The sequence below is a fragment of the Methylobacterium sp. J-001 genome (assembly GCF_022829565.1).
In the GTDB taxonomy this organism is placed as follows: domain Bacteria; phylum Pseudomonadota; class Alphaproteobacteria; order Rhizobiales; family Beijerinckiaceae; genus Methylobacterium.
In genome coordinates this window covers 1-25,427 of the sequence record NZ_JAKSYN010000138.1, presented here as the reverse complement: position 1 = coordinate 25,427, position 25,427 = coordinate 1, and the positions used below count along the sequence as shown (strand labels likewise).

Below are 25,427 nucleotides of genomic sequence, written 5' to 3'. Positions count from 1 at the left end.
AGGGGTGGCGGAGCCGGACCCGTGAGCATTGTATCGCTGCCGCGGATACAAAAAAGCACGCCGCGGCGCTGTCCCGAGCAGGTCGGGATGGGATGGGATCGGAGTATCTTAGCCGGATCGCCGTGACAGCTCGATGGATCCCGCGGGAGCGACCGGCCGGCGATGATGCCGACCCGGAGCGCGATCAGGGCGGAGACCGCACCCGAATCCTGGCGCCGGCCCAACTGACGGAGATGTTAGCAGCCAAGATACCTCCTATGTCCTGGGTTCGCACGAGCACATGCTACGGCTCGCTCATACAGAGGAGTTCCGGCGAGTAGACCGTCTTGAACCCGGCCTGCGCGTAGAGCGCCTCGATGCCGCCGCCGGCCGGGCATTGCAGGAAAGCCCAGCGTGCCCCGCGCGCCTGCGCCTCGCGCAGGGCAGCAACCGTCACGGCGCCGCCGAGACCGCGGCGCTGACGGTCGACCCGGGTGCTGACGTTGTACAGCCCCGCTAAGCCGCCGCGCAGGTAGAGACTCGCGCAGGCCGCCGGACCGGTCGCGTCCTGCAGGACGAGGTGGACCGGCACCAGCCCCGGCCGAGACCGCGCCGCCCGCAGAGCCGGCAGGTAGAACCGGCGCAGATGCGCTTTCACGACTGGGGCGTCCGACAGATGGGCGAAGACCTGCTCGAAATCCGGCGGCGGTGCGAGCGTGGCATGAGCGTGGACGACTCGGTCCGGGGCGGGCTGCGACGGAGTCAGCCGCGCCACCATCCAGCTCGCCGGATAAGCGGCGGCCGGCTCGAACAGCGTCCGCAGGGCCGCGGCCTCGGCCGCGTCCCGGGCGAGGAAGGCGGGGGCCCTGGCGCGGCCGAGCGCCATCGCCCCGGCCCAGCTGAACTGGTCGGGCCGGCGGACCCCGCAGGCGAAGTTCAGGGTCGGATCCGGGATCGCGCGCGACCAGACATAGACGGCCCCGCCCGGACCGTGCTCAAGGCCGTCGATCAGGGAGCCGGTGAGCGCGGTCAGATGTGCGTCCCGCAGCTCTTCGAAGGTGTGCGCGTCCGTGCTCACGCCGCGCTCCAGGCCTGGCGCGGCGCTGTCAGCGCGACGATCCGGGCGTGCAGGTGCGGCGACAGCACGATGTCGAGATGATCGGTCTCTGGCACGGTCTCCACGGATAGGAGCCGGGTTGTGAGCGGCTGCCAGTCGATCACCGGCAGGCCGCGGGCGCGGGATTCCGCCGCCACAAAGCTGCGGATCGGCACCGAGCCGGGGACGAGACGCAGCGCCCGGAACTGGATCGCGTGATCGACCAGCGTCCACAGGATCCGCTCCCGGCTACCGACCTCGGGGCCGTCGGTGGGCAGCGGCTGCGGCTCGGCGGCCAGGAAGCGCAGGAACTGTACCGCCGCCTCCGGGTCCATGCGCGCCCGAAGGCCCTCCCAGTGAGCGCGCATCGGCGAGCGCTCAAGCCAGCCAGTCACCATCGTCTCGTGCGCGGCCCGCTCCTCAGCGTAGATCGGACGGCCGGCGCCGCGGGCGAAATTCGGCTCCAGCCCGCAGACGTCGAGCATGCCGACGAACTCCAGGGGAAATCCTGGCCCGAGCAGCCGGGCGGTCTCGTAGGCGAGCACCCCGCCCCAGGACCAGCCCAGGAACGCACAGCCGCGCGGCCGGACGCGCATCAGGCCCCGCACCCGCTCGGCATAGGCGACGGCGAGCTTGGCGACATCCGGCAGCGGTCGCACGGCTTCGACCAGGGAGGCGCACAGGAAGCCGTGCGCCTCCTGCCCGGGCCCGAGATGGCCAACGAGCGGCTCGTATTCCCGGGTGCTGACCAGGAGGCCCGGGAACAGCACCAGGAGTGGCCGCTCGGATCCGCCACCGGCCGAGAGCCGGACCGTTGGCGTCAGACCCTCGTCGGTGGCCTCCGCCTCCGCGTCGATCCGGGCGGCCAGATCCGCGATGGTCGGATCGCGCAGGAGATCCGCCACCCCGATCCCGCCCCGGGGGGCGATGAGGCGCAGGCGCGCCACCAGCCGCAGGGCCGACAGGGAATCACCCCCGAGCGCGAAGAAGCGCCGATCCGCGACCCGAACCGGGAAGCCCAGTACCTCGGACCAGATCCCGGCGAGCCGCCGCTCCGTGGCGCTGCCGGGCGGGCGCCCTCGCCGGTCATCGGCGGTCGGGTCCGGTAGGGCATTACGGTCGAGCTTGCCGTTGGCGTTCACCGGCAGCCGGTCGAGCAGCGTCAGGCTCGCCGGGACCATCGGTTCCGGAAGCCGGCGGGCAAGGGCGGCGCGCAGGCGTCCGGCCTCCGGGCGACGTCCGCTGGCCGGGACGACGTAGCCGGCGAGATACACGCCCGCGGGGGCTTCCCGGCGCAGGACCACGGCGTCGGCCACCTCGGGCAGCGCCCGCAGAGCCGCCTCGACCTCGCCGATCTCGACCCGGTGGCCGCGGATCTTGACCTGATCGTCCGCCCGCCCTGCGAAGGCGAGGCTGCCGTCGGGCCGCTGGCGGACGCGATCGCCGGTGCGGTACATCCGGCCGCCCTGCGGGGCAAACGGGTCGGGCAGGAAGCGCTCGGCCGTCAGGGCGGGCCGGCGCCAGTAGCCCCGGGCGAGGCCGCCGCCGATATAGAGTTCGCCGGTCGCACCCGGCGCCATCGGCTCGAGATCAGGCCCCAGTACGTAGGCCGCCCGCATGCCCACCGGGCTGCCGACCGGCGCGTAGGGCTCTTCGAAGGTCGTGCCCGGCGGCACCTTCCAGATCAGCGGCGAGATCACGCATTCGGTCGGCCCGTAGCCGTTGATCAGCAGCCGCGGCTTCAGGATGCGGCCGAGCCGCGTGAAGGTCTCGCGGGCCATCGCCTCGCCGCCGAAGGAATAGACCTGCACTTCCGGCGCCTCGCCCAGGCGCTCAGCCCAGTCGGCGAGTTGGCCGATATAGCTCGTCGGGAAGCCCGCATGCGTGACCCGGTGGCGGCGGATCTGCACCAGGGTCTCAGCCGCGGTCCACAGTTCCGGGCCGCGCAGCACGATGCAGCCGCCCGCGACCAGCGGGGTCATCCAGCGCTCGTGCGCCCCGTCGAACGCGAAGGACAGAGAGTGCAGCTCGCGGGATGCCGCATCCATCTCGTAGGCATCCGCGGTGGTGCGGCAATGCATGGCCAGCGGGCCGTGCTCGACCAGGACGCCTTTCGGCCGACCGGTCGAACCCGAGGTGTAGATCAGGTAGGCCGGGTCATCGGGCTCTGGCATCTGAAGCATGGGCTCGCCCGGCGCAGCCAGGGCGGCGGGATCGAGCCGGGCGATCCCCGCGGGCAGGTCGAGCCGGGCGGCGATCTCAGGCGTAGTGATGCACTGCGTGATGCCCGCATCCTCCAGCATCATGTGGATGCGGGCGGCCGGGTATTCGGGATCGAGCGGCAGGAAGGCGGCCCGGGCTCGGAAGACTCCGAGCAGCGCGACGATGATCTCCGGGGAGCGCTCCAGCGCCACCGCCACCCGCTCCCCCCGGCCGATTCCGCGGGCGGCGAGCCCGGCCGCCAGGGCGGCGGCGCGGGCATCGAGGTCGCCCCGGGTGAGCGTCTCTGCGCCGAACAGTACGGCCGGCTTTTCGGGATCCGCTGCGGCGAGGCTTGCGAGGCGCGCCGGGACGCTCTCTGGATCGGCGTCGGGCGCGGAGGCTGGTGCCGGGTCCAGAGCGTTGGCCGGCTCCTCGATCCAGGCCCGCGCCGCCTCGATCCCGCAGGGGCCGTGCGCCCGGGTCCAGCCGGCGGGGAGTTCGCGTCCGGCTGGCCAGAAGGCGGCGTGCCCGGCTGTGTCGCGCGCCACCACCACCGCGTCCCAGGTCCAATCCGAACTCGAATCCTCTGTCGAATCCCCGCCGGCTTGCATGTCCATCCGCTCGCTCCTGCGCCCCTCGGGCCTCGACACATCTGACGGTTGACGCCCGGCACGGTTCACGGCGGAGCGCCCGCAGGGTGGCAAAAAAACGCTGAATCGCGGCCGGGACCAACCGTCAGGGAGGTGCTGGCGACACGCGGAGGACGGATGACGGACATTTTGAGGGACGAGGCGAGCAACGGGTCTCGGGCGGTGCGGCTCGGCCTAGACGGGAGCCCAGAGGCGCCGGTGATCCGGCTCGTCCATCCGGCCCCACCGCAGATCGCCGCGGAGGCGATCCTGGCCCGGGCCGAGGCGCTGACGACCGAGAATACGCGGGTCCTGCGCATCAGCGTCGAGGCCGGTCCCCACACCGCTGCGCGGCTACTCGCCCTCGGAGCCGCACGGCACATCGGAACCGGAGTCGAGATCCTGCCAGGCCTGCTCTGGCAATGCGCCGCCCGCTGGCTGCCCGATTCCCGACCGCCTTTTCCCGAACTGGTCACGGTGACGGACGGACGCCGGCATCCGCTGCGGCCTGGGACACCGGCTGGCACGGTCTACACCCGGGACATCCCGTGGCTCGGCCGCCGCCTGAGCTTCCGCACGATGACGGAGGCCGGGGATGTCGCGCTGTTCTCGGCCTGGATGAATGATCCCCGAGTCGCCGAGGTCTGGCAGGAGCGCGGCACGCTGACGGAGCACCAGGCCTATATTGCCCGGCTGCAGGCCGATCCGGCCAGCCTGCCGCTGCTCGGCTGCCTAGACGACGCGCCGTTCGGTTATTTCGAACTGTACTGGGCCCGGGAGAGCCGCGTCGGCCCCCTCTACGAAGCCGGTCCCTACGACCGCGGCTGGCACGTGGCGATCGGCGATGCCGCGATCCGCGGGCGCCCGTACCTCTCGGCCTGGCTACCCTCGCTGATGCACTATCTGTTTCTCGACGAGCCGCGCACGCAGCGCATCGTCGGCGAGCCCCGGGCTGACCACGCCCGGCAGATCCGCAACCTGCACGGCTCGGGCTTCGCCACGATCGCCACGATCGATTTCCCGCACAAGCGCGCCGCCCTGGTCAGCCTGTCGCGCGAGCATTTCGTCCGCGACCGACTCTGGGTGCCGGGTGCTGCAGTCGCAGACGCTGCACCGCGCCCCCCGGCGGTACCGGCCGCCTGATCGCCCTCCCACGACCTGACGAGAGACGCGCGATGACGGATCACCCCGCGACCGACGACATCATTGGCATCGGCTTCGGCCCGGCCAACCTGTCCCTCGCCATCGCCCTCCGGGACGCGATGGTCGGCAACAAGATGCGCCCGAGCTTCCGCTTCCTCGAGCGGCAGGAGCGCTTCGGCTGGCACCGGGCGATGATGCTGCCCGGGGCTGACATGCAGATCAGCTTCGTCAAGGACCTCGTGTCCCTGCGCGACCCGACGAGCCCGTTCAGCTTCATAAACTATCTGCACGTGAAGGGGCGGCTCAACACCTTCCTCAACCTGAAGACGTTCAACCCGTCGCGGATCGAGTACAACGACTACCTCGCCTGGGCGGCCGAGCAGTTCGCCGACTTGGTCGCGTATGGCGAGACCGTGGACGCCGTCCGGCCGGAGATCCGGGAGGGCCGGCTCGCCGCATTCATAGTCGAGGCCCGGGACGGGGCGGGCGTGCGCCGCCTGCGCCGCTGCCGCCATCTGGTCGTAGCGGGGGGCGGCGACCCGGCGATCCCGTCGCCTTTCGCGCCGCTGGTGGATGACGCGCGGCTGTTCCATTCCTCCTGGTACCTGCCGGGGATCGCCGGCGCCCTCGGGCAGCCGCGGCTCGACGGCCCCCAGCCCCGCATCCTAGTGGTGGGCGGCGGCCAGAGCGCCGTGGAGATCGCCACCGACCTGGGCGAGCGCTACCCCCGCGCGCTGATCGATCTCGCGATCCGCGGGCCCGCCCTGAAGCCCGCCGACGACAGCCCGTTCGTCAACGAAATCTTCGATCCCGCCGCCGTCGACCGCATCCACAACGCCCCGGCGCCGGTGCGGGCGGAGCTGATCGCGGCCCACCGCGCCACCAACTACGCGGTCGTCGACGCGGACCTGCTCCAGGCCTTCTATGCCACGCTGTACGAGCAGGAGGTCAGCGGTGTGACCCGCTACCGGCTGCGGCGCAGCACACAGGTGCTGGCCCTGGAGGCTGGCCCGGAGGGCCTGTCCGCGCTGATGCGCGACGACGTCGCCGGGACCGAGGAGCGCCAGATCTACGCGGCCGTGATCTGCGCCACCGGCTACGCGCGCTCCGCGGTCCCGGCGGTCCTCGACCTGCTCCGCCCGTTCATGGCCGGCGAGACCGCCGACCGGCACTACCGCCTGCCGCTGGACCCCGCCGAATCGCGGGTCAGCCTGCATCTACAGGGCTTCAGTGAGCCGACCCACGGGCTGACCGAGACGCTGCTGTCCATCATGCCGGTGCGGGCGGGCGCCATCGCGCAGACGATCCTGGCGGAAGAGCGGGCGGCCCGCGCGGCGATCCGGACCGCCGCGGCCAAGCCGTGATGCGCATGGAGGGGCGGCCCCGCCGCGGGCGGGTGGATCTCGACGGCGACCAAGTGATCGCCCTGGTCGTGCGCCTGTCCGGGCCGGCGATCCTCGGCATCTCGGCCCATGCGCTGCAGATGCTGGTGAACGCTTGGTTCGTGGCCGATCTCGGCGCTGCGGCGATCGCCACCATCGCCATCGCGTATCCGGTGACGCTCCTGGTAGCAGCCATGGGCTACGGGACCGGGATCGCGGCGGCCTCGCAGGTCGCCCGGGCTCTCGGCGCCGGCGACCGCGACCGCGCCGGCGAGGCCGCCTCCCTGGGCTTCTGGCTCTGCCTGCCGGCGGGAGGGGCGGTCACGGCCGCGATCCTGGTCGACACGCCGGCCTGGCTCGGGCTGCTTGGCGCGGATGCCGCGCTCGCGGCGGCGGCAGCCCCCTACACGGCGCTGGCGACCATCGGTACCGCGCTGATGCTGGTGATGATCGTCGGCGGCTTCGTGGTCCGCGCCCAGGGGCATGCCCCCCTCAGCGGCGCGATCATGATCGGCAGTTTCGGCCTCAACATCCTGCTCGACTGGGTCCTGATCCGGCTCTGCGACCTCGGCACCGCGGGCGCCGGCTGGGCGGCGATCGGTGCGCAGGCCACCGGGGCCGCCGCCTACGGCCTGCACTTCGCCCGGGCCCGGGGCCCGGACCAAATCCGGTTCCGGTGGCCCGGCGGCGGGCGGATCCGGCCGGGCCTGCTTCCCGAGGCGCTGCGGCTCGCGGTGCCAGCCACCGGATCAAGCCTGCTCGCCGCCTTCGCGATGGTCCTGTTCGTCGAGGCGGCCGCCCCCTACGGCGACGCCGCGGTGGCGGCCCAGGGGCTCGCCCTACGCCTCGTCCTGGTGGCGTCCCTGCCGCTCCTCGGCATGATGGCCGGCGCCCAGGCCGTGCTCGGCCATGCCGGGGGCGCCGGCCGGCTGGACCGCCTGCATCGTGCCCTTGGCTTCGTTACGGCCGCCTCCCTGATCTACGGGCTGGTGGTGGGCGGCCTGATGGTCGCCCTCGCTCGGCCGCTGATGGCCCTGTTCGCGCAGGATGCCGAGACGGCCCGGGAGGGCGCGCGCGCCACGGCCGCCTTCGCGGTGGCGTTCGCCCCCGTGGGGCTACAGCTTACCGCTGCGACCCTGTTCCAGGCGATCGGCGCCCCCCGCCGGGCCGCGGCGGTCTCGCTGGCTGCGCAGGGGCTGGCGCTGATCCCGCCACTCCTGATCCTGCCACGGCTGTTTGGGTATGACGGCGTACTGGCGAGTCGGATCGTGGCCGAGTTCTTCGCCGACGGTCTCGGCCTCGCGCTGATGCTGGCGTGGCTGTCCAGTGCGGGCACTCGCAGGGCAGGCGGCGCAGCGCCGGTCGAGGGCAGCGAGGCAGTGGAGATGCCCCCGACGCACGAGGCCGCACACCAGAGCGCGTGAGACGCCCATCCGCGCAGCAATCACGTTCTGCGGCACGCCGTCGACCCGATGCAAGCGGAAGGCGGTGCCGACCGGCTCTGGCAGCTGCGCCATCGCCGCAGTGACCCGCTGCAGAGCCTCCCGCGCGGCCGTCGCGTCCTCCGGCGTCCCGGCCACAGGGTCGGCGGGGTCGATGGCCTCGTCGAGATGGGCGAACAGCCGCCGTTCGAGCGTGCGCCGCCGCGCCTGATCGATGGCGAGGTTGCGGACCATGCGCCTGACATAGGCCGTCGACCGGACCTCGTCCGAGGGCGGCGCGGCCGCGAGGCGCAGCATCACGTCCTGCACAACGTCTTCCGCCTGCTCGCGGCACGCGAGAATGCGCCGCGCAATCGAGACATAGGCCGAATGATGCAACTGGGTGACCGCCAAAGCCCCAGGCGCCGTCTTTGACGCCGTGTCGGCCCGGCGCGACGCGAGCGCCACCCTTTCCTGGTGCTTGTGTCTGTTCAAGGACGACGCACTCATGCTGTTCCGGATGGCACAGCATACACACAACCGCCACGATAGAAATATTTCGTCAGTATTTTGTAGTTATTTTAATTCAATCCACCTGCCGAGCTGCAGATTTATTTATATAGGACGCTGAAAATAATTACTTACGTCCCAAGCTAGAACACTGGAGTTTTATGCTACAAGTTCCAGCGTCTAGACTAAGATTCTAACCTCGCGAAGTGAAGCCGTGCCCCTGCGCGATCCTGCTCTCGATCCGGCCTCCACTCAGATCCGCGTCGCTGCCGGGTAGGTGCGGGGCGGCATCGCCGGGGTCACCGCGCATTCCGGGCCATCGATACGGAAGACGCAGCGGAGCCGATTAGCTGCCGCCGATACCCGCGATCATCTTGCCGGTGCCCTCGCAGTCCAGGTAGGCGTCGGCGTTTGTGGTGGCCTGCTCCCAGGTGCCCAGGAAATCGACCATGTCGGCGGCATGGGCGGGCAGAGCCATGGCAAAAGCCAAAGACAACGTGAAGCCGAGCGCCTTTCGGAGGAATCTCGTTAGCTGTAGCGTGACTATGCGGCTCGACAGAGCTTCCCGGAGATCATCAGTCATGTCTCGCACCATCCTTGCCGCTGCACTTCTCTCCCTTGGCGCCGGCATGCTCGCCACGCCCGCCGCGGCCCTGTCCACTAAGGACTGCTCTGTGAAGTATCAGGCGGCGAAGCAGGCCGGGACTCTCAACGGGCAGAAGTGGAACGACTTCCGCAAGGCCGAGTGCGGCGCAGCTCCGGATGCGGCGACGAACACCGTGCCGAACCCCGTCGCACCGGGCGCCACCAAGACCGCGGCACCCGCCCCAGCGCCGACAACGTCCGCTTCTCGGGCCGCGCCGGCGCCATCTCCGGGATCTGCTGCGTACCCCCGAGCGATCGATCCGAAGTACGCCAAGGAATCAGCGGGCAAGGCCCGGATGCATACCTGCCTGGACAGCTACAACGCCGCTAAGGCTGCTGGCACGCTCGGCGATGCGAATTGGATTCAAAAGGGTGGCGGCTACTACTCGGTGTGCAACAAGCAGCTCAAGGGCTGAGCCGTCTAGGCCAAGCAGCAACCGTAGCTCGCCGCCGGCCCGGCCAGTTCTAAGCTGCAACTTCGAGTTCGACGACGGGCTCCACATCTTCATAGAAGGGGACGTAGGCGCACCACCCACACACGCCCGTGTCGGCAGCCTTTGGGGCGTTCCGTTGAGAACACTCTGGGCAAACCTTCATTACGAGGTGGGAGCCGTGAACGAACGCCAATCCGCGACCGCGAAAGGTGGCCGCGCCTTGAGGGAGTTTTTTCAACATAGATAATTCCTGCGTACTACCGCAGGTTGCTGTCAATGAGTGCTCAAGGCTTCCAGCCCTGCTGAATCAGCGTGGCTGTCCGATGAGGGCGGGCGTGAGGTAGCTGCATCGGCAGTTATCCCTTGAGAAGCAGCTTTCACGATGCCCGCTTTGGGAGGGCCCTATGCCCGCAATCGACCTCCTCACAGCCGACGAGGCGGCCAATCTGCTGCGGATCAGCCGGCGGACCTCCGATAACCACGTGGCCCGAGGTGACATCGCCTACATCGCGGTCGGGTTGGGCCTTAAGCGAGTCCGCAGACGGTTCAGCCCCGAGGATCTCGTCCGGTTCCGAGATAGCCAGCGGCGGGTAGACTGGCCGCCCGAGATCACGACGGGCCGCAGTCGCATTTCGATGTCCGCCAAGTACGAGGCGATCGACTTCAAAGCTCTGCTCAAGGAACGGCGCGCAGCGAGGCGGGTGTCGCGTAAATCGGAGTGCGAAGAAGGCTGACACGCCCGCCGTTCGATCATCACGGGGTGGCGCCACTAATCCATATCATCAGCTCGCCCATCCCGGCGAGCGCCACGGGCTACTCCGACCAGGGCATCATCGGCCAAAGGCTGCTGGAGATCCTTCGCCTCCGGCCAGGGCGCTGACAGCCACGTTGCCCACTCCTCCGGCTTCGTGAGGATCACCGGCATCGCCTTCGGGTGCACGGCGCCGACCTCCACGTCGGCTCTGTGGTCAGAAAGGCATAGAGGTCGTCAGTCGTCTCGCCGTCCTTCACTTTCCGCACGCTCTGCCAGCCCTCGTCTAGGATGCCCGCGAAGCAGGTGAGCGGCCGATCCTCTGTCAGAGCGAACCACACCGGCGGGTGCGAGCCGTCCGCGGCCTTCTCGTTCTCCCGAGAAGCTCGTGAACGGCACAAGGCAGCGATGCTCCGGCGACAGCCAGCGGCGCCAGTGCGGCGAGGCGATGTTGCACACGTTCGTGACACCGGGATCGACCTTCTTGCCCTTCAAGGCGAAGGCGGGCGACGGCATGCCCCACCGCATCATTGAGAGGGCACGGGCGCCGTCGCGCATGCGGATCTCCGCCGGCCGTGCCGGTATCGTGGGCGGCACGAAGGTCGAGGCGAATGGCAGCGTCAACGTCCTCGTTCAGAAGCAGGGCTAGATACCAACGTCAGGACCTCGGCCTCCGGCAATCTGTTCGAGGACGGAGCGCTGAGCCGCGGCCAGACGATGGCCCCGACTGAGGGCACGGCATGGCCTTCTGCGTAGCGGCGCTCAGATGCGGCGGGCGGAATGGGTCCCAACTTCGGCTGCCTTAGCCGCAATTGAGGGAGCGGCTGGATTAAGCCTCTTCAGCGGACGTCTATGCCTCACTGCGCCAAGCTTCGCATCGCCATCACCCACGCTTGGCCTATGAGGAAATTCATGCGTTCTATCGTTCTCGGCGCCGTCCTTGCCGTTCTGATCCCGCTCTCTGCCCAAGCCCAAGAAGTCGGCGATGCTGCGGCTGGCGAGAAGGCATTCGCGCCCTGCAAGGCCTGCCACAACTTCCAGAAGAATGGCGTGGGTCCGGACCTGAAGGGTGTCGTCGGACGCAAGGCCGGCACCTACGAGGGTTACAACTATTCCGCCGCTCTGAAGAACTCCGGCCTCACCTGGGACGAGGCCACGCTCCACGAATGGCTGAAAAATCCGAAGTCCAAAATTCCAGGCAACAAGATGATTTTCCAAGGTTTCTCAGACGACAAGAAAATCAATGACGTCATCGCCTATCTTAAAACACAATCCTAAAAAAACAAAACCTCGCTTAGATAAGCAGCATTTCTTTCAAGCCTAACCCCTCTGGTGGCTTGTGAGCTTTTGAACGGCCCTTTCCGCGCATCAGCACACGCCTTGGCAAAAATAGTATCAAGCCGTTACTTCACAGGTTTTATATTGCAATCAGAATCGCTATCCTGAAAACAGTCGCCGGCGTAACGCACCGAGCGTCCATTTACCTTAGCCCCGCCGGCAGTCGCCGGGTGGGGCTTTCTTTTGGCGACTATACCGTTCGCCCATACAGTGCGGCATATTTTTCGGGGGTCGGGAAACCTGATCCATATGCAATCACTGCCCGCCGCTGTATGGCACAGCTGACGGTAGTCGCGGTCCCTGACTCAGGCATGACCATGATTGGGAGCCATGACTCCCGCCTTGCGACGGCCGGGAAAACGCATGCCTCGCTACCATTTCAACGTCTATGACGGCGTCGTCCTGCTCGACAAAAAGGGTGTCGAGCTGCCAGACTTAATTTTCGCTCGCCGTGAGGCTATCCAGTATGCCGGTGTGCTCCTAGAAGAAGGGGCAAGGCTAGAAAGCCTTGGCCAAGAGTGGCGAATGGAAGTAACGGATGGGACAAATCTGATACTATTCAGACTGAATTTCTTTGTAACACCGTCGTCAGCGGCTATCTCTTTTGAAAAAACGTAAGCGTAAAACATACCCTTCGATTTATCAACCCTGCTTGCACGGTTCGATTGTATGGCCCAGGCCTTGCCAAGGAGGCCGGCTCGTCGTGGAGACCGCGAGCCAACTTGCGGCGCGCTCCTGACGGGGCGCGTCGCACTTTCCTCGACATCGCGCAGAACCATGGACGCCAGGTGGCGAAGGCGGATGGGGGCTAGGCGCCGCAGCACATGTGCTGCGAGTGTGGGAGCGACTAGGTAGGGAACTCATACAACCATCTGCGCTCGCTTGCGTTTTCTTCCTGAGTTTGAGGTTTACAGCGCAGGAGGATCGCGATGGCACGGTTGTTCTGGCTCTCGGATGAAGCCTGGGCGCGGATCAAGCCGCACCTGCCGCACGGCCAACCCGGCAAGCCTCGGGTCGACGACCGGCGGGTGATCAGCGGCATCCTGCACGTCCTGAAGGTCGGCTGCCGCTGGCAGGATACGCCCTCCGCCTACGGGCCCCACACGACGATCTACAACCGCTACAACAGGTGGTCGCAGCGCGGGATCTGGCAGCGGCTGTTTGCCAAGATCGCAGCCGCAGGTCTGTTCCAGACGAGTTGATGCTCGATGCCACGCACGTGAAGGCCCACCGCTCGGCATCAGGCGGAAAAGGGGGCCTGGAGCCAGGCCATCGGGCGCTCGCGCGGCGGCTTCACGAGCAAAATCCATTGCTTGGCCGATGGTCGTGGCCGACCGGTTGCGTTCGCCCTGACGCCCGGCAACGTGGCCGACATCAGCATGGCCCTGCCTCTGGTGCAGGCCGTGGTGCCGCCCAAGCACCTGATCGCCGACAAGGCCTACGATGCGCAGAGCCTGAGAGATTGGCTCAAGAGCCACCGGGTGATCGCCACCATCCCGTCCACGGCCACCCGAACCCTCCCCTACAAGCACAGCCGGATCGCCTATCGGCGGCGCAATCGGATCGAGCGCCTGTTTGGTCATCTCAAGAACTGGCGGCGTGTGGCGACCCGCTACGACCGCTTGGCCTGCAACTACCTTGCCGCCGTCGCGCTCGTTTCCTGTGTCATCGCATGGACCTGAATAAGTCCCCTACTTAGCCCTTCGCGGTGATCGTCTCGACCCTGTTCTGGGGCTTCCTATGGGGGCCCATCGGCCTGATCCTGGCGACCCCGTTTACCGTCTGCCTCGCGGTGCTCGGCCGCCACGTCGACAGCCTGGCGTTCCTCGACGTACTGCTGGGCGATCGGCCGCCGCTGACGCCGGTGGAGAATTTCCACCAGCGAATGCTAGCAGGCGAACCCGACGAGGCGCGCGACCTCGGCGAGGCCATGCTGAAGGAGCGCTCCCTAGCCTCCTACTACGACGAGGTGGCGCTCAAGGGCCTGCAACTGGCCGCCAACGACCACGCCCGGGGCGTCGTAACGCCCGCTCAACTCGACGGCATCCGCGCTGCGGCCAGCGCCCTCTTGGAGGATTTCGCCGACCGTGCCGACGTCGCACCGACACCGAAGGGCTGGCCGGGCGACCTCAACCCAACGGCCTCGCCGACGCTGGCCGAGCGCGCGCATCCGACGACCGAGGCAGTGCCGGCACGAGCCCCGGTGCGGGACGCACGCCCGCCGGCATGGCAGGGCGCGCTACCAGTGCTGTGCGTGTCCGGACGCGGCCCACTGGATGAGGTCGCCTCCGCGATGTTGGCGCAGCTCCTCGGGAAGCATGGATTGGGCGCGCGGGTGCTCCCGCACAACGCATCCACCCGCGAGGGTATGCGCGACCTCGACGTGGCAGGGGTGGCAATGATCTGCGTCGCCTATCTCGATATTTCTGGCAACCCGGCTCACCTGCGATACCTGTTGGAACGCCTGCGTCGATACGCGCCCGGCGTGCCGATCCTCGTGGGAATGTGGCCGGTTGGCGATCGGGTGCTGACCGATGCTGCATTCGGACGGGAAATTGGCGCAGATGCATATACCTCGTCGTTACGCAGCGCCGTCGAAATCTGCCCGGCGGCCGCAAGCGGCGAGCATAATGGCGTCATATTGATCGCCGAGTGATCAGCAGCGAGCATTTGCTGATATATTTTCGCATCACTTTGTGCAAAATCATTTTGACCATAGAATTTAGACGGACATAACGACTGCGGTATTTTGCTAGCTATCCGCTTCCGGCCAGCATCTGCCGCCGTGCTGGAACTGCTTGAGCGTCTCAGATGGGTGGATTTCGACCGGTTCGCTTTCGGATGGCGGATGCGTCACAACGGACATAGCCGCGTCGACCGCTCGCGAGCCAAAACAGGCTCCCCTCGCTTTCACAAGGTCTGCTGATTGAACATGACCAGTAGCAAGGGTTCCCTCGTGTGAAAACGGGCCACGCCCCCTCCGTTAGGCCGCCGGTGGCCTACTAGATGCCAAGTAACTAAAATGTGTTTTAGCGCCCATGAGCCAAAGCTCGGATCAAGAGTTTAGACATCGGATTGCTGAAATGAATCATCTTTTCAGCCGCCACGGCTAATCTGGAGGATATTATTTTGCTTATACGATGCCTATCGGTCGCCGCGTTCCTGGCATTCGGAGCCGTTTCGCTTACAACACCCGCCTCAGCAATGCCGATTAACTCCGGCATTGATCTTGCGCCCTCAAGCACGATCACTCAAGTGCGCATGCAGCGTCGGATAACCAATTACCGCATGCGGCATCGTATGGCTCGTCGTCGGTTTGAGCATCGCAGAATGTGGGGCAACTGAAAATATTCCAGTTCGCCGGCTTGCATGCTGTGCAAGCCGGCGGCCATAAACGATATGCCTCTCACATTTACTTGTATAATCCTGACCGAAAAGTGGAGCGCTCGCTACGTCAGAAGTAAGCGCGTGCAGTCAGATGATAAATTCCGTTTTACTGCGTTGCTTTACAACAACGGATAGACGGCATTCCACTCAAGCCAAAAGGTGCCTGACCGTCGGCAAACGGCCGCTTCCGAAAGCGCCGACGACGCTCTAAGCGTCCGGGTTGGGTCAGCATTAGACCGTCCGCTTTTCCGCTGGTCCTTTTCCGAAGCGGCCATTCCGCTTTCGGCCAGACTACGCCATGCCGGATCACAAATGGGCGCAAAACCGACCGTTCGGCTCTGCGCCTATTTCAGACATTCAGTGATTGCACTGCGCTTCTTCGAACCGGAACATCAAGTGGTTCGCGTCGCGGTCCACGTTGCCTCATAAGCCAATTATCGACTTGAATTACCTTCGTTGGCCGAGCGTCCTCTCACGTGCGCCGGCTCAGAGGAACCCGATTGAGAAACAGGGGATCAGGATGATCACAACGAGGTCGACCAGCAAGGCCAGGATGACTTCCGCTGCCCGGGCCCGGAGATAAGATGCGACGGATCCTGGTACGTCGGAGGGCGGATAGACCCAGACATGCAGGCTACGGACTCATGCTGGCGTCCGAAATAGCGCCGCTGCTATGATCGCCGACGAATTCGTAAAAAAAACACAGAAAATCTTGCCCAGTCCTCTCGGAACAAAGGCTAACGCTTTCGTTGTTTTCTGCACATTTTGTGATAGCACTTAGCTCCTGCTCCACTCGTCTCGCGCAAGTAGAATTTAGCGCGGTTTAGTCGAGGGCGCCTGCGCAATATTCGTTCGAGCGAAGGCCAGGCCTACCAGTCGGTTTCGTCCTTGTCGGGCTGCATCGCCGCGGACGGCTGGAACAGCGCTCGGTTCTCCCGCACGATGTCCTGGAGAAACGCGACGATCGCCTTCGCGCGGGCCGGCGCCCGCACGTCGACATGGGTGACGAGCCAGTAGGAACGGGTGAAGCGAATACGCTCCGGTATGACTCGCCGCAGCGCCCTGTGCTGAGCAGCCATGAAGCAAGGCAGGATGCACAGACCGTAGCCGCTAAGCGTAGCACTGAGCTGAGTGATGATGTTCGAGATCTGTAGGTCCGCCCGCCGCCCCCGAATCAGTTCCGACAGGTAGTCGTGGGCGGGCGTAGGGATCATGTCATGGATGTAGCCGATAAGGCGGACGCCGTCGTAGTCGAGGTCGCCCTTGCCCGTGCCGTGTTCCCGCAAGAACTGCTCACTGCCGTAGAGCCCGTACTCGTAGTTCATAAGCTTCTGGGCCCGGAGCGGCCCCGCATCTGGCCGCTCCATGGTGACGGCAATGTCGGCTTCCCGCCGGGCGAGGCTGACGACGCCTGGATCGGCGATCAGTTCGAGGGTGACCTCCGGGTGGCGTCCAGCCAGGGTCTGCAGGTGTTGGGCGAGGAAGTAGGTGCCGAATCCTTCCGGCGTTGCCACCCGGACCGGCCCGGACATCTGCACCTTGGCTTCCATCAGGTCCGAGGAAATGCGGATAGCGACCGCCTCGATCCGCTCGGCTTCGCCGACGAGGCTACGGCCGGCCTCGGTGAGGACGTAGCCGGTGAGCAGACGGTCGAAGAGCCGGACCTGAAGAGCGTTCTCTAGAGACGTGATCCGGCGGCTCAGGGTCGAGTGGTCGACTCCGAGCTGCTGGGCGGCGACGGTTAGGCGCCCAGTTCGCACCACCGCCAAGAACGAGCGCAGGTCGTTCCAGTCGAAGTCAGGTCCTCTGGAATTCACGCACATCGAGCTTGCTCCGATTCACATTTTCCTGCCGGACGTGCGCCGGTACAACCCCGCAACACGAGACAAAATTCATAGAAGGGGGCCGTTGTCGCCCCTCAACGGAGCAACGCCATGTCCATGTACGCCAAGCTCAAGCGGCGCGCGGCGGAGGGCCGTCCGGCCCGCGTTGGTCTGATCGGCGCCGGGAAGTTCGGCTCAATGTTTCTGTCGCAGGCGTGGCGGACCCCTGGCATTCACCTCGTGGGCGTTTCCGACCTCTCGCCTGTCAATGCCAAGGCGTCGATGCACCGGGTCGGCTGGCCCAACGAGCGCTCCCAGACCGCATCCCTGGAAGAGGCGTCCCGGTCGCAGAAGACCTTCGTGACGGACGACACGGCGGCGATGATCGCCAGCCCCTTCATCGACATCGTCATCGACGCCACCGGCAGCCCCGCCGCCGGCATCCGCCACGTGATCGCCGCGTGCGCGCACCGCAAGCACATTATCATGGTCAACGTCGAGGCGGATGCGCTGGCCGGCCCGCTGCTGGCCCGCCGGGCCGCCGAGGCAGGAATCGTCTACTCCATGGCGTCGGGCGACCAGCCCGCCCTGATTGCCGAGCTGGTGGACTGGGCGCGCTGCGTCGGGCTCGACGTCGTCTGCGCCGGCAAGGGCACCAAGTATCTGCCGGTCTACCACCAGTCGACGCCCGACACGGTGTGGGGGCATTACGGCTTCAGCGAGGAGCAGGTCGCCGGCGGCGACTTCAACCCGCAGATGTTCAATTCCTTCCTCGACGGCACCAAGTCCGCCCTGGAGATGGCGGCGGTGGCCAACGGCTGCGACCTCAGCCCGCCGGACGACGGCCTCGCCTTCCCGGCCTGCGGCGTGGACGACCTGCCGAGCGTGCTCCGGCCGGTCTCGGACGGAGGCATCCTGCCCAAGAAGGGCACCGTGGAGGTGGTCTCGTCCATCGAGCGCGACGGGCGCCCAGTGTTCCGGGACCTGCGCTGGGGCGTCTACGCGGTGTTCGAGGCGGCAACGCAGTACGTGAAGGACTGCTTCAACCAGTACGGGCTGCAGACCGACGAGTCCGGCCGCTACGCCGCGATGTACAAGCCCTACCATCTAATCGGGCTCGAACTGGGCACTTCCGTGGCGAGCATCGCCACGCGGGGCGAGCCCACCGGCTCGACGAACGACTGGCGCGGCGACGTCATTGCCGTCTCCAAGCGGGCCTTAAAAGAGGGCGAGATTCTCGACGGCGAGGGCGGCTACACCGTTTACGGCAAGGTCGTGCCGGCCGAGACGTCCCTGCAAGTCGGCGCCGTACCGATCGGCCTCGCCCACGGCCTCAAGCTGAAGAACTCGGTGGCCGCCGGCCAGCCAGTCCGCTGGTCGAACGTCAGCTACGACGGCGCCAACCAGGCAATCGCCTTCCGGCAGGAGATGGAATCGATCTTCCGCGCGGAGAAGGGCCTCGAGCGCGCGTAAACTTTGCCACCACGACAACAGAGCCGCGCCGTAGCACGGGTCCAGGTTCCTAGAGGGCGAAAAGCCCCTGGCCCGACTTACCGCGAGATCAGGCCGCTTTTTGGGAGACACGCCGTATGATCCTTTCACGACGCATCCTGCTCAAGACGGCCCTCGCCTCGACGGCGGTGGCGAGCCCCTTCGTGACCCGAGCCTGGGCCCAAGCACCTAAATTTACTTATAAGTTCGCCAACAACGCCCCGGCGACGCACCCGATCAACGTCCGCGCGCAGGAAGCCTCGCAGAAGATCCTGGCCGAGACCAACGGCAGGTTCGAACTCAAGGTCTTCCCGAACAACCAGCTCGGCGGCGACCAGGATGTGCTCGGCCAGCTGCGGTCCGGGGCGGTGGAGTTCTTCGTCCTCTCTCCACTCATTCTCTCGACCTTGATCCCCAGTGCCTCGATCAGCGGCGTCGGCTTCGCCTTCGCTGACTACCCGGCAGTGTGGCAGGCGATGGACGGGGAACTGGGCGCCTATGTGCGCGCCCAGATTGCCAAGAGTGGCCTGATCGCCATGGACAAGATTTGGGACAACGGCTTTCGTCAGATCACCACTTCGAACCGGCCGATCAACACCCCGGCCGACCTCGGCAACTTCAAGATGCGCGTGCTGGCGAGCGCGATCTCGACCTCGATGTTCAAGGCGCTCGGCGCGTCACCCACCACCATATCCTTCGCCGAGACCTATTCCGCCCTCCAGACCAAGGTAACGGACGGCCAGGAAAACCCCCTGGCGCTGATCTCCACCGCCAAACTCTACGAGGTGCAGAAGTACTGCTCCCTCACGAGCCACATGTGGGATGGGTACTGGTTCTTGGGCAACCGCCGAGCATGGGAGCGGCTGCCGGCCGACGTTAAGGATATCGTCGCCAAGAACATAAACGCGGCGGGCCTCGCCGAGCGCGCCGACACCGAGGCGCTCAATTCCTCACTCCAGGGGGACCTGACCGCCAAGGGGCTGGTATTCAACAAGCCCGATCAGGCGCCCTTCCGCGACCAGCTGCGCAAGGCCAGCTTCTACGACGAGTGGAAGCGCAAGTTCGGCGACGAGGCCTGGGGCCTTCTGAACAAGGCCTCCGCTGGGGGGCTCGACTGAGCATGGCCCACGCGACGCACCTTGATGCGGGGACGCTCGCCGTCCCCGCCGGCCTCGGTCCTCGGCGCCGGTGGGCGCTCAAAGCCGGCGCTCTCCTCAAGCCGATGGTCGAGATCCCAGCCGCCCTCATCCTCGTGGCCGAGATCATCGTGCTACTGGTCGGCGTCCTCAGCCGCTACGTCTTCGAATCGCCGCTGATCTGGTCCGACGAACTCGCGAGCATCCTGTTCCTATGGCTCGCCATACTCGGCTCTGTCCTCGCCTTCCAGCGGGACGAGCACATGCGCATGACGGCGGTGGTGGCGATGATGTCACCCGGCCTTCGGGCCTTCTTTGACGTCATCGCGATCGTGGCGCCGCTGGCCTTCCTCGTGGTGGTCTGGCACCCAGCCTACGAGTTCGCGGTGGAGGAATCCTTCGTCACGACCCCGGCACTCGAGCTGTCGAACGCGTGGCGGGCGGCCGCCCTGCCGATCGGCCTCGGACTGATGGGGCTCGTAGCCTCCCTGCGGCTCGCCGCCGTGGGGGACCTCCGTCATATCCTCGGGGCGGTCGCGGTGGTGGGGGCGACGATCGCCCTGTTCGTGACCCTGGCCCCGGTGCTCCAGCCGCTTGGCAACCTCAACCTCGTGATCTTTTTCGTCGGCCTGGTGGGGCTGATGGTGCTCGGCGCCGTGCCAATCGCCTTCGCCTTTGGGCTTGCCACCTTTGCTTACATCGTGCTCACGACGAGCACCCCTTCGATGGTGGTGGTGGGGCGCATGGACGAAGGGATGAGCCACCTCATCCTGCTCGCCGTGCCGCTCTTCGTGTTCCTTGGCCTGCTAATTGAGATGACCGGCATGGCCAAGGCCATGGTCGGTTTCCTAGCTAGCCTCTTGGGACATGTGCGCGGCGGCCTGCACTACGTGTTAGTCGGCGCGATGTACCTCGTCTCAGGAATCTCGGGCTCGAAGGCCGCCGACATGGCCGCCGTTGCCCCAGTCCTGTTCCCGGAAATGAAGGCGCGGGGCGTCAAGGAAGGCGACCTCGTGGCCTTGCTCGCCGCCACCGGCGCGCAGACCGAGACGATTCCGCCCTCGATCGTGCTAATCACCATCGGCTCGGTGACGGGCGTGTCGATCACCGCCCTGTTCACCGGCGGTCTCCTGCCGGGTCTGGTCCTCGGCCTCATCCTGTGCGCCCTCGTCTGGTGGCGCTACCGGGGCGAGGACCTCAGCCACATCAAGCGCCCGTCCCGGGCAGTGATCGGCCGGGCCTTCGTCGTGGCAATCCCGGCGCTAGCGCTGCCCTTCGTGATCCGCTTTGCGGTGGTGGAGGGCATCGCCACAGCCACTGAGGTGTCGACCATCGGCATCGCCTACTCTTTCGTAACGGGCCTGTTAATCTACCGACAGTTCGACTGGCGGCGCCTCTACCCAATGCTGGTGACGACAGCGGCCCTATCGGGGGCGATCCTGCTCATTATCGGCGCGGCGACTGGCATGGCGTGGTCGCTGACGCAATCGGGCTTCTCGGCTTCTCTAGCGACCTTCATGACGGGGTTGCCCGGCGGCATCCCGACCTTCCTGGCCGTCACCATCGTCGCCTTCGTGATCCTCGGCAGCGTCCTAGAGGGCATACCGGCCATCGTGCTGTTCGGGCCGCTGCTGTTCCCCATCGCCAAGCAGGTGGGGGTCAACGAGGTCCACTACGCGATGGTGGTGATCCTATCCATGGGCATCGGCCTGTTCGCCCCGCCCTTCGGCGTCGGCTACTACGCTGCTTGTGCCGTGAGCCGGATTCATCCCGACGCGGGGATGCGGCCCATCGTCGGCTACATGCTCGCCCTCCTGATCGGGACGATCATCATCGCCGCCGTGCCGTGGATCTCGACAGTCTTTCTCTGAAAATCCTGGGTCTCCGAAGGACCGAGGTCTTCGGTGGGGTCCGGGTGCCAAGCCCCTGTGTCGCCCGATTCCCGGAGCGCTGGGCGCTGCCTTGTACTCGCCGGAGGGTTCGGCACTCCGGACACTCATGACCTTCATGTAGTCACCAAGGGATCATTCCATGTCCACCGCCGACATCGCACCAATCGGCTTCGCGCTACGCAACGGCTGCCGGATCACCCACGGCACCGGCGCCAATGTGAAGACCCCATTCAAGACCATCCCGCTGACAATGCACGAGCTCTATCCCGGCGGCGCCCTCGCCACGCCTTCGACACAGCGCGGGCAGCTCGGCTTCATCCCCTTCAACCACGAACTGCGCCTACCTCGGCACGTCCATGTCACAATGGCTGAACGCGACGAGGACCGGCGGCTCCTGGCCGAGCGCATCCTTGTGACCGGCGGCGTCGGCCTCGTGGAGCTGAACGGTGAGGTCTACGTGATCCCACACGGCTGCCTCGTAGATATCCCCGAGGGCGTTCCCCACACTTGGAGCGCCTGCCCCCCCGGCGTCGCGATGCCCGACGGCACCAAGACCACGGGCCAGTTCCTGATGGTCTACGACTACGCAGAGCCCACGAGCTTCTTCCCCGTGGAGGGGACGCACACCCTGAACTCGATGGTCGATTACGTCCGCTACGACGGCAAGCTCGCCGACATCTGCTTCCCAACCCTCACAGCCGAGCAGGTGAAGACCGGGGCTTCGTTCGTCTGGAACGACGGCCTGATCGCTCCTGACCAGGGGCAGCACTGACCCATCCCCATCCCCCCACGACGCAGGACTGCCATGAATTCACGCGCGACCCGACCCATCGCGGACCGCCTTCACGAGGGGCCCGTCGACTACCGCAACTACATCGACGGCCAGTTCGTCGATGGCGGCGATTACATCGAAGTGACGAACCCCGCCGACGGCCGCCTCTTGGGGCGCGTTCCGGAGAGCGGCGCCGACACCGTGGACGCCGCTGTAATAGCCGCTCGCCGAGCCCAGTCTGCCTGGGAGAAGCGCCCGCCCATCGAGCGCGCCGGCTACCTGCGGCAGATCTCGGCTAAGGTGCGCGAGCACCGGGTGGAACTCGCCGACATCATCGTCCGGGAGCAAGGTAAAGTCCGGCCGCTCGCCGAAGTCGAGATCGACTTCACCGCGAGCTACATCGACTACATGGCCGAGTGGGCCCGCCGGCTCGAAGGCGAGGTCATCACCAGCGACCGGCAGAACGAGACGATCTTCCTGCTGCGCAAGCCGATGGGGGTAGTCGCCGGCATCCTGCCCTGGAACTTCCCATTCTTTCTGATCGCCCGCAAGCTCGCCCCGGCGCTGATCACCGGTAACACCATCGTCATCAAGCCGAGCGAGGAGACGCCGATCAACGCCTTCGTCTTCGCCGAATTGCTGGCCGAGACGGACCTGCCTGCTGGCGTCGTGAACATTATCGGCGGCCGGGGCGCCGCCGCCGGCCAAGCTATGGTCGAGCACCGCAGCGTCGACCTCGTGACCTTCACCGGGAGCGTCGCCACCGGCTCGCGGATCATGCAGACTGCCGGCCGCAACCTCACCCGGGTGAACCTCGAACTTGGGGGCAAGGCTCCGGCGATCGTGCTCGCCAACGCCGACCTCGATCTCGCCGCCAAGGCGATCTACGATTCCCGCGTCATCAACACCGGGCAGGTCTGCAACTGTGCCGAGCGGGTCTACGTCGAGCGTGCGGTCCACGACGCGTTCATCGACAAGCTGAAGGGTCTGTTCGAGGCTACACGCTACGGCGACCCGTCCCACGAGACCGACCTGCACATGGGGCCGCTGGTGAATAAGATTGGCCTCGACAAGGTCGCCCGGGCCGTCGACCTCGCCCGGGAGCAGGGTGGCACGGTCATCACCGGCGGGCGGATCGCCGATCGGTCGTCGGGCTTCCACTACGAGCCGACCCTAATCGCAGGCGTGGGCGCCGACCACGACATCATGCGCAGCGAGACCTTCGGGCCGGTCCTGCCGGTACAGGTGGTGGACGGCCTTGACGAGGCCATCACCCTTGCCAACGACTCCGAGTACGGGCTGACCTCGTCGATCTTCACCAACGATCTCAACGCTGCGCTCCAAGCCAGTCGCGAATTGAAGTTTGGCGAGACCTACATCAATCGCGAGCATTTCGAGGCGATGCAAGGCTTCCACGCCGGCCGTCGCAAGTCCGGCATCGGCGGCGCCGACGGCAAGCATGGCCTCTACGAGTTCACCGAGACCCATGTGGTCTACATTCAGGGCCGGTAAGCTCGTACGACGAGTCCGGCGCCGGCATCACGGGCTTTGCCCCGCGGCGCCGGGCCGACTGGATCTAGTCGCTGGTACCCGGCATATGACGGACCGCCCGGGGCTCCGCTCTGTCGCGCTGCCGCTGCGGAATGATGAAATGCGCGTCCTGAACTGCTTTAATTTCCACGACTTTCGGCGCTTGGCAAAGCGCCGGCTGCCTAGGCCGATCTTTGACTACATCGACGGTGCAGCGGACGACGAAACAACCTACCGGCGCAACACCTCATCCTTCGAAACCTGCGACCTCGTTCCCAACGTGCTGCGAGGCGTGCGCGACATTGACATGTCCGTGACCGTGATGGGCCAGAAGCTGGCAATGCCGGTCTATTGTTCGCCCACCGCCCTGCAGCGGCTGTTCCACCATCAGGGGGAGCGTGCGGTCGCCGCGGCAGCAGCTCGGTACGGAACGATGTTCGGCGTCTCATCGCTGGGCACCGTTAGCCTCGAGGAGGCACGGCAGATCAGCAGTGGCCCGCAGGTTTATCAATTCTACTTCCACAAGGATCGCGGCCTGAATCGCGAGATGATGGCCCGGGCCAAGGCTGCGGGCGTCGAGGTCATGATGCTGACCGTCGACAGCATCACCGGCGGCAACCGGGAGCGCGACAAGCGCACCGGCTTCGCCATCCCATTCCATCTGACGCTGGCCGGAATGGCGCAGTTCGCAATGAAGCCCGCTTGGGCGTTCGATTACATCACCCACGAGTCCTTCAAGCTGCCGCAACTCGACAACCACGTTGACATGGGCGGTGGGGCCCTCTCGATCAGCCGCTACTTCACGGAGATGCTCGATCCGGCCTTGGCCTGGAACGACGTTGCCGAGATGGTGCAGGCTTGGAATGGGCAGTTCTGCCTGAAGGGTGTAATGTCTGTTGAGGACGCGAAGCGCGCCGTTGAGATCGGGTGCACCGGTATCGTCCTATCCAACCATGGCGGCCGGCAACTCGATGGCTCGCGGGCGGCTTTCGACCAGCTTGCGGAGATCGTCGATGCGGTCGGTGACCAGATCGACGTGATCATGGACGGCGGCGTGCAGCGCGGCACCCACGTCCTCAAGGCTCTGGCGCTCGGCGCAAAAGCGGTCGGGGTCGGCCGGTACTACCTTTTTCCGCTAGCCGCCGCCGGCCAAGCCGGCGTGGAACGGGCATTGGAACTGATGAAGATCGAGATCGAGCGCGATATGAGGCTGATGGGATGCACATCAATTGATCAGTTGAGCCGCAATAATTTAAGGTTCCGTTGAGCAATTCAATATCGATCGGTAATGCTTGGAAAAACCTTTAATTTAATTATGGGCTGACATAAGATCAATAAGGTAAACATGGAAAACTAGAATATTGCTAAATTCCGCAGCTTTGAGCGGGCATCTGTGTATCTATTGGCATTTTTCGTAACTATATACCTTGAGAGCTGTGATCATGAACCACTCGAAAAGTGCAAACGGGCCACAATCCGCTGCCGTGGTTCTGAATGCTGCGTTATAAATGCTCAATCCTGCGATCAATTTTGGCATAAGAAGAGCAACGCCCCTCCGTCGAGGGAAACTTCGGAATTAAATTTAATATAATTCTTGGCTCTTTTTCCACTAATGGGCATGGCGTCATAGAATTTGGATGACTAGACGGGGCTGCTACAGGACCATCCGCTTTTCGGGCCGCCTTCTTCGAAGCGGACGCGCAGCTTTCGGCCAGCTTCGGTTGTGTTGGCCAGCGCCTCTGAACGGCTGGGTTGGGTGGTCTCCGGCCTGTCTGGTTTCGGGGATGATATGGCTGACAATTGCCATGCGGACCTTGGTCGTCCTCAACTGCTTCCTGAGCGCAGCGGCCAGATCCCTCTTAGGCA

Annotated in this window: 18 protein-coding genes and 4 pseudogenes; 16 read left to right on the top strand and 6 right to left on the bottom strand. The window is 65.7% G+C overall.

The features are described 5' to 3' along the window. Positions 1 to 283 precede the first annotated feature (283 nt). Both MKK65_RS18245 and MKK65_RS18240 read right to left on the bottom strand, forming a co-directional pair. Positions 284 to 1,057 carry a GNAT family N-acetyltransferase gene (locus tag MKK65_RS18245; protein WP_243959515.1) on the bottom strand — a complete coding sequence of 258 codons (774 nt, stop codon included), beginning with the start codon at positions 1,055 to 1,057 and terminating at the stop codon, positions 284 to 286. After that, a complete protein-coding gene (locus MKK65_RS18240) occupies positions 1,054 to 3,894 on the bottom strand; it encodes an amino acid adenylation domain-containing protein (protein ID WP_243959513.1) in 2,841 nt (946 codons plus the stop codon). Before MKK65_RS18240 ends, MKK65_RS18245 begins: the two co-directional genes overlap by 4 nt. A gap of 150 nt (positions 3,895 to 4,044) precedes the next feature. Between MKK65_RS18240 and MKK65_RS18235 the strand changes: the two genes are divergently transcribed. Genes MKK65_RS18235 through MKK65_RS18225 form a run of 3 tightly spaced genes read left to right on the top strand, consistent with a single transcriptional unit; the run spans position 4,045 to position 7,855 of the window. Then, positions 4,045 to 5,049 carry a GNAT family N-acetyltransferase gene (locus MKK65_RS18235; RefSeq protein WP_243959512.1) on the top strand — a complete coding sequence of 335 codons (1,005 nt, stop codon included), beginning with the start codon at positions 4,045 to 4,047 and terminating at the stop codon, positions 5,047 to 5,049. A 32-nt stretch (positions 5,050 to 5,081) separates the two neighbouring features. Next, positions 5,082 to 6,413 (top strand): lysine N(6)-hydroxylase/L-ornithine N(5)-oxygenase family protein, encoded by a 1,332-nt coding sequence (locus tag MKK65_RS18230; protein ID WP_243959509.1) that lies wholly within the window; start codon positions 5,082 to 5,084, stop codon positions 6,411 to 6,413. Positions 6,414 to 6,418: 5 nt separating this feature from the next. Continuing rightward, positions 6,419 to 7,855, top strand: a complete 1,437-nt coding sequence (locus MKK65_RS18225) for an MATE family efflux transporter (RefSeq protein WP_243959507.1) — start codon at positions 6,419 to 6,421, stop codon at positions 7,853 to 7,855. A 24-nt stretch (positions 7,856 to 7,879) separates the two neighbouring features. Here the strand turns inward: MKK65_RS18225 and MKK65_RS18220 are convergent. Continuing rightward, positions 7,880 to 8,362, bottom strand: a pseudogene (locus MKK65_RS18220) (sigma-70 family RNA polymerase sigma factor); the annotation flags it as partial. Between the two features lie 346 nt (positions 8,363 to 8,708). Next, on the bottom strand, positions 8,709 to 8,945 hold the full coding sequence (locus MKK65_RS18215) for a hypothetical protein (protein WP_243959505.1): 237 nt from the start codon (positions 8,943 to 8,945) through the stop codon (positions 8,709 to 8,711). Here MKK65_RS18215 and MKK65_RS18210 point away from each other — a divergent pair. Further along, positions 8,944 to 9,423 carry a hypothetical protein gene (locus MKK65_RS18210; RefSeq protein WP_243959503.1) on the top strand — a complete coding sequence of 160 codons (480 nt, stop codon included), beginning with the start codon at positions 8,944 to 8,946 and terminating at the stop codon, positions 9,421 to 9,423. The genes MKK65_RS18215 and MKK65_RS18210 overlap by 2 nt on opposite strands. Positions 9,424 to 9,845: 422 nt before the next feature. Further along, the gene (locus MKK65_RS18200) at positions 9,846 to 10,175 is read left to right on the top strand and encodes a helix-turn-helix domain-containing protein (protein WP_243959499.1); all 330 of its coding nucleotides are present in this window, start codon (positions 9,846 to 9,848) and stop codon (positions 10,173 to 10,175) included. 35 nt (positions 10,176 to 10,210) lie between these two features. On the opposite strand, the pseudogene MKK65_RS18195 reads toward MKK65_RS18200, so the two are convergent. Then, a pseudogene (locus tag MKK65_RS18195) lies at positions 10,211 to 10,741 on the bottom strand (SOS response-associated peptidase family protein); the annotation flags it as partial. 363 nt (positions 10,742 to 11,104) lie between these two features. Here MKK65_RS18195 and MKK65_RS18190 point away from each other — a divergent pair. The 5 genes and pseudogenes from MKK65_RS18190 to MKK65_RS18175 form a co-directional block, all read left to right on the top strand. After that, positions 11,105 to 11,470, top strand: coding sequence for a c-type cytochrome (locus MKK65_RS18190; protein WP_243959497.1), 366 nt, complete (start codon positions 11,105 to 11,107; stop codon positions 11,468 to 11,470). Positions 11,471 to 11,893: 423 nt separating this feature from the next. Then, on the top strand, positions 11,894 to 12,148 hold the full coding sequence (locus tag MKK65_RS18185; RefSeq protein WP_243959495.1) for a DUF6894 family protein: 255 nt from the start codon (positions 11,894 to 11,896) through the stop codon (positions 12,146 to 12,148). A 311-nt stretch (positions 12,149 to 12,459) separates the two neighbouring features. Further along, positions 12,460 to 12,732 carry a transposase gene (locus MKK65_RS31250; protein ID WP_279596823.1) on the top strand — a complete coding sequence of 91 codons (273 nt, stop codon included), beginning with the start codon at positions 12,460 to 12,462 and terminating at the stop codon, positions 12,730 to 12,732. Between the two features lie 45 nt (positions 12,733 to 12,777). Next, positions 12,778 to 13,212: pseudogene (locus MKK65_RS31245) on the top strand (IS5 family transposase); the annotation flags it as partial. A 17-nt stretch (positions 13,213 to 13,229) separates the two neighbouring features. Continuing rightward, positions 13,230 to 14,186: pseudogene (locus tag MKK65_RS18175) on the top strand (AI-2E family transporter); the annotation flags it as partial. Between the two features lie 1,600 nt (positions 14,187 to 15,786). Here MKK65_RS18175 and MKK65_RS18170 read toward each other — a convergent pair. Further along, a complete protein-coding gene (locus tag MKK65_RS18170; RefSeq protein WP_243959493.1) occupies positions 15,787 to 16,740 on the bottom strand; it encodes a LysR family transcriptional regulator in 954 nt (317 codons plus the stop codon). Between the two features lie 111 nt (positions 16,741 to 16,851). On the opposite strand from MKK65_RS18170, the gene MKK65_RS18165 reads away from it, so the two are divergent. From MKK65_RS18165 to MKK65_RS18140, 6 genes are all read left to right on the top strand, one after another. Further along, on the top strand, positions 16,852 to 18,213 hold the full coding sequence (locus tag MKK65_RS18165; RefSeq protein WP_243959491.1) for an NAD(P)H-dependent oxidoreductase: 1,362 nt from the start codon (positions 16,852 to 16,854) through the stop codon (positions 18,211 to 18,213). A gap of 116 nt (positions 18,214 to 18,329) precedes the next feature. Continuing rightward, positions 18,330 to 19,349: a TRAP transporter substrate-binding protein gene (locus tag MKK65_RS18160; RefSeq protein ID WP_243959489.1), complete on the top strand. Its 1,020-nt coding sequence runs from the start codon at positions 18,330 to 18,332 to the stop codon at positions 19,347 to 19,349. A gap of 2 nt (positions 19,350 to 19,351) precedes the next feature. Continuing rightward, on the top strand, positions 19,352 to 21,238 hold the full coding sequence (locus MKK65_RS18155) for a TRAP transporter large permease subunit (RefSeq protein WP_409565450.1): 1,887 nt from the start codon (positions 19,352 to 19,354) through the stop codon (positions 21,236 to 21,238). 160 nt (positions 21,239 to 21,398) lie between these two features. Continuing rightward, the gene (locus MKK65_RS18150) at positions 21,399 to 22,031 is read left to right on the top strand and encodes a hypothetical protein (RefSeq protein ID WP_243940834.1); all 633 of its coding nucleotides are present in this window, start codon (positions 21,399 to 21,401) and stop codon (positions 22,029 to 22,031) included. Positions 22,032 to 22,064: 33 nt separating this feature from the next. Then, positions 22,065 to 23,543, top strand: coding sequence for an aldehyde dehydrogenase (aldA, locus tag MKK65_RS18145; RefSeq protein ID WP_243959487.1), 1,479 nt, complete (start codon positions 22,065 to 22,067; stop codon positions 23,541 to 23,543). 139 nt (positions 23,544 to 23,682) lie between these two features. Then, a complete protein-coding gene (locus MKK65_RS18140) occupies positions 23,683 to 24,828 on the top strand; it encodes an alpha-hydroxy acid oxidase (RefSeq protein WP_243959485.1) in 1,146 nt (381 codons plus the stop codon). Positions 24,829 to 25,427: the final 599 nt, after the last annotated feature.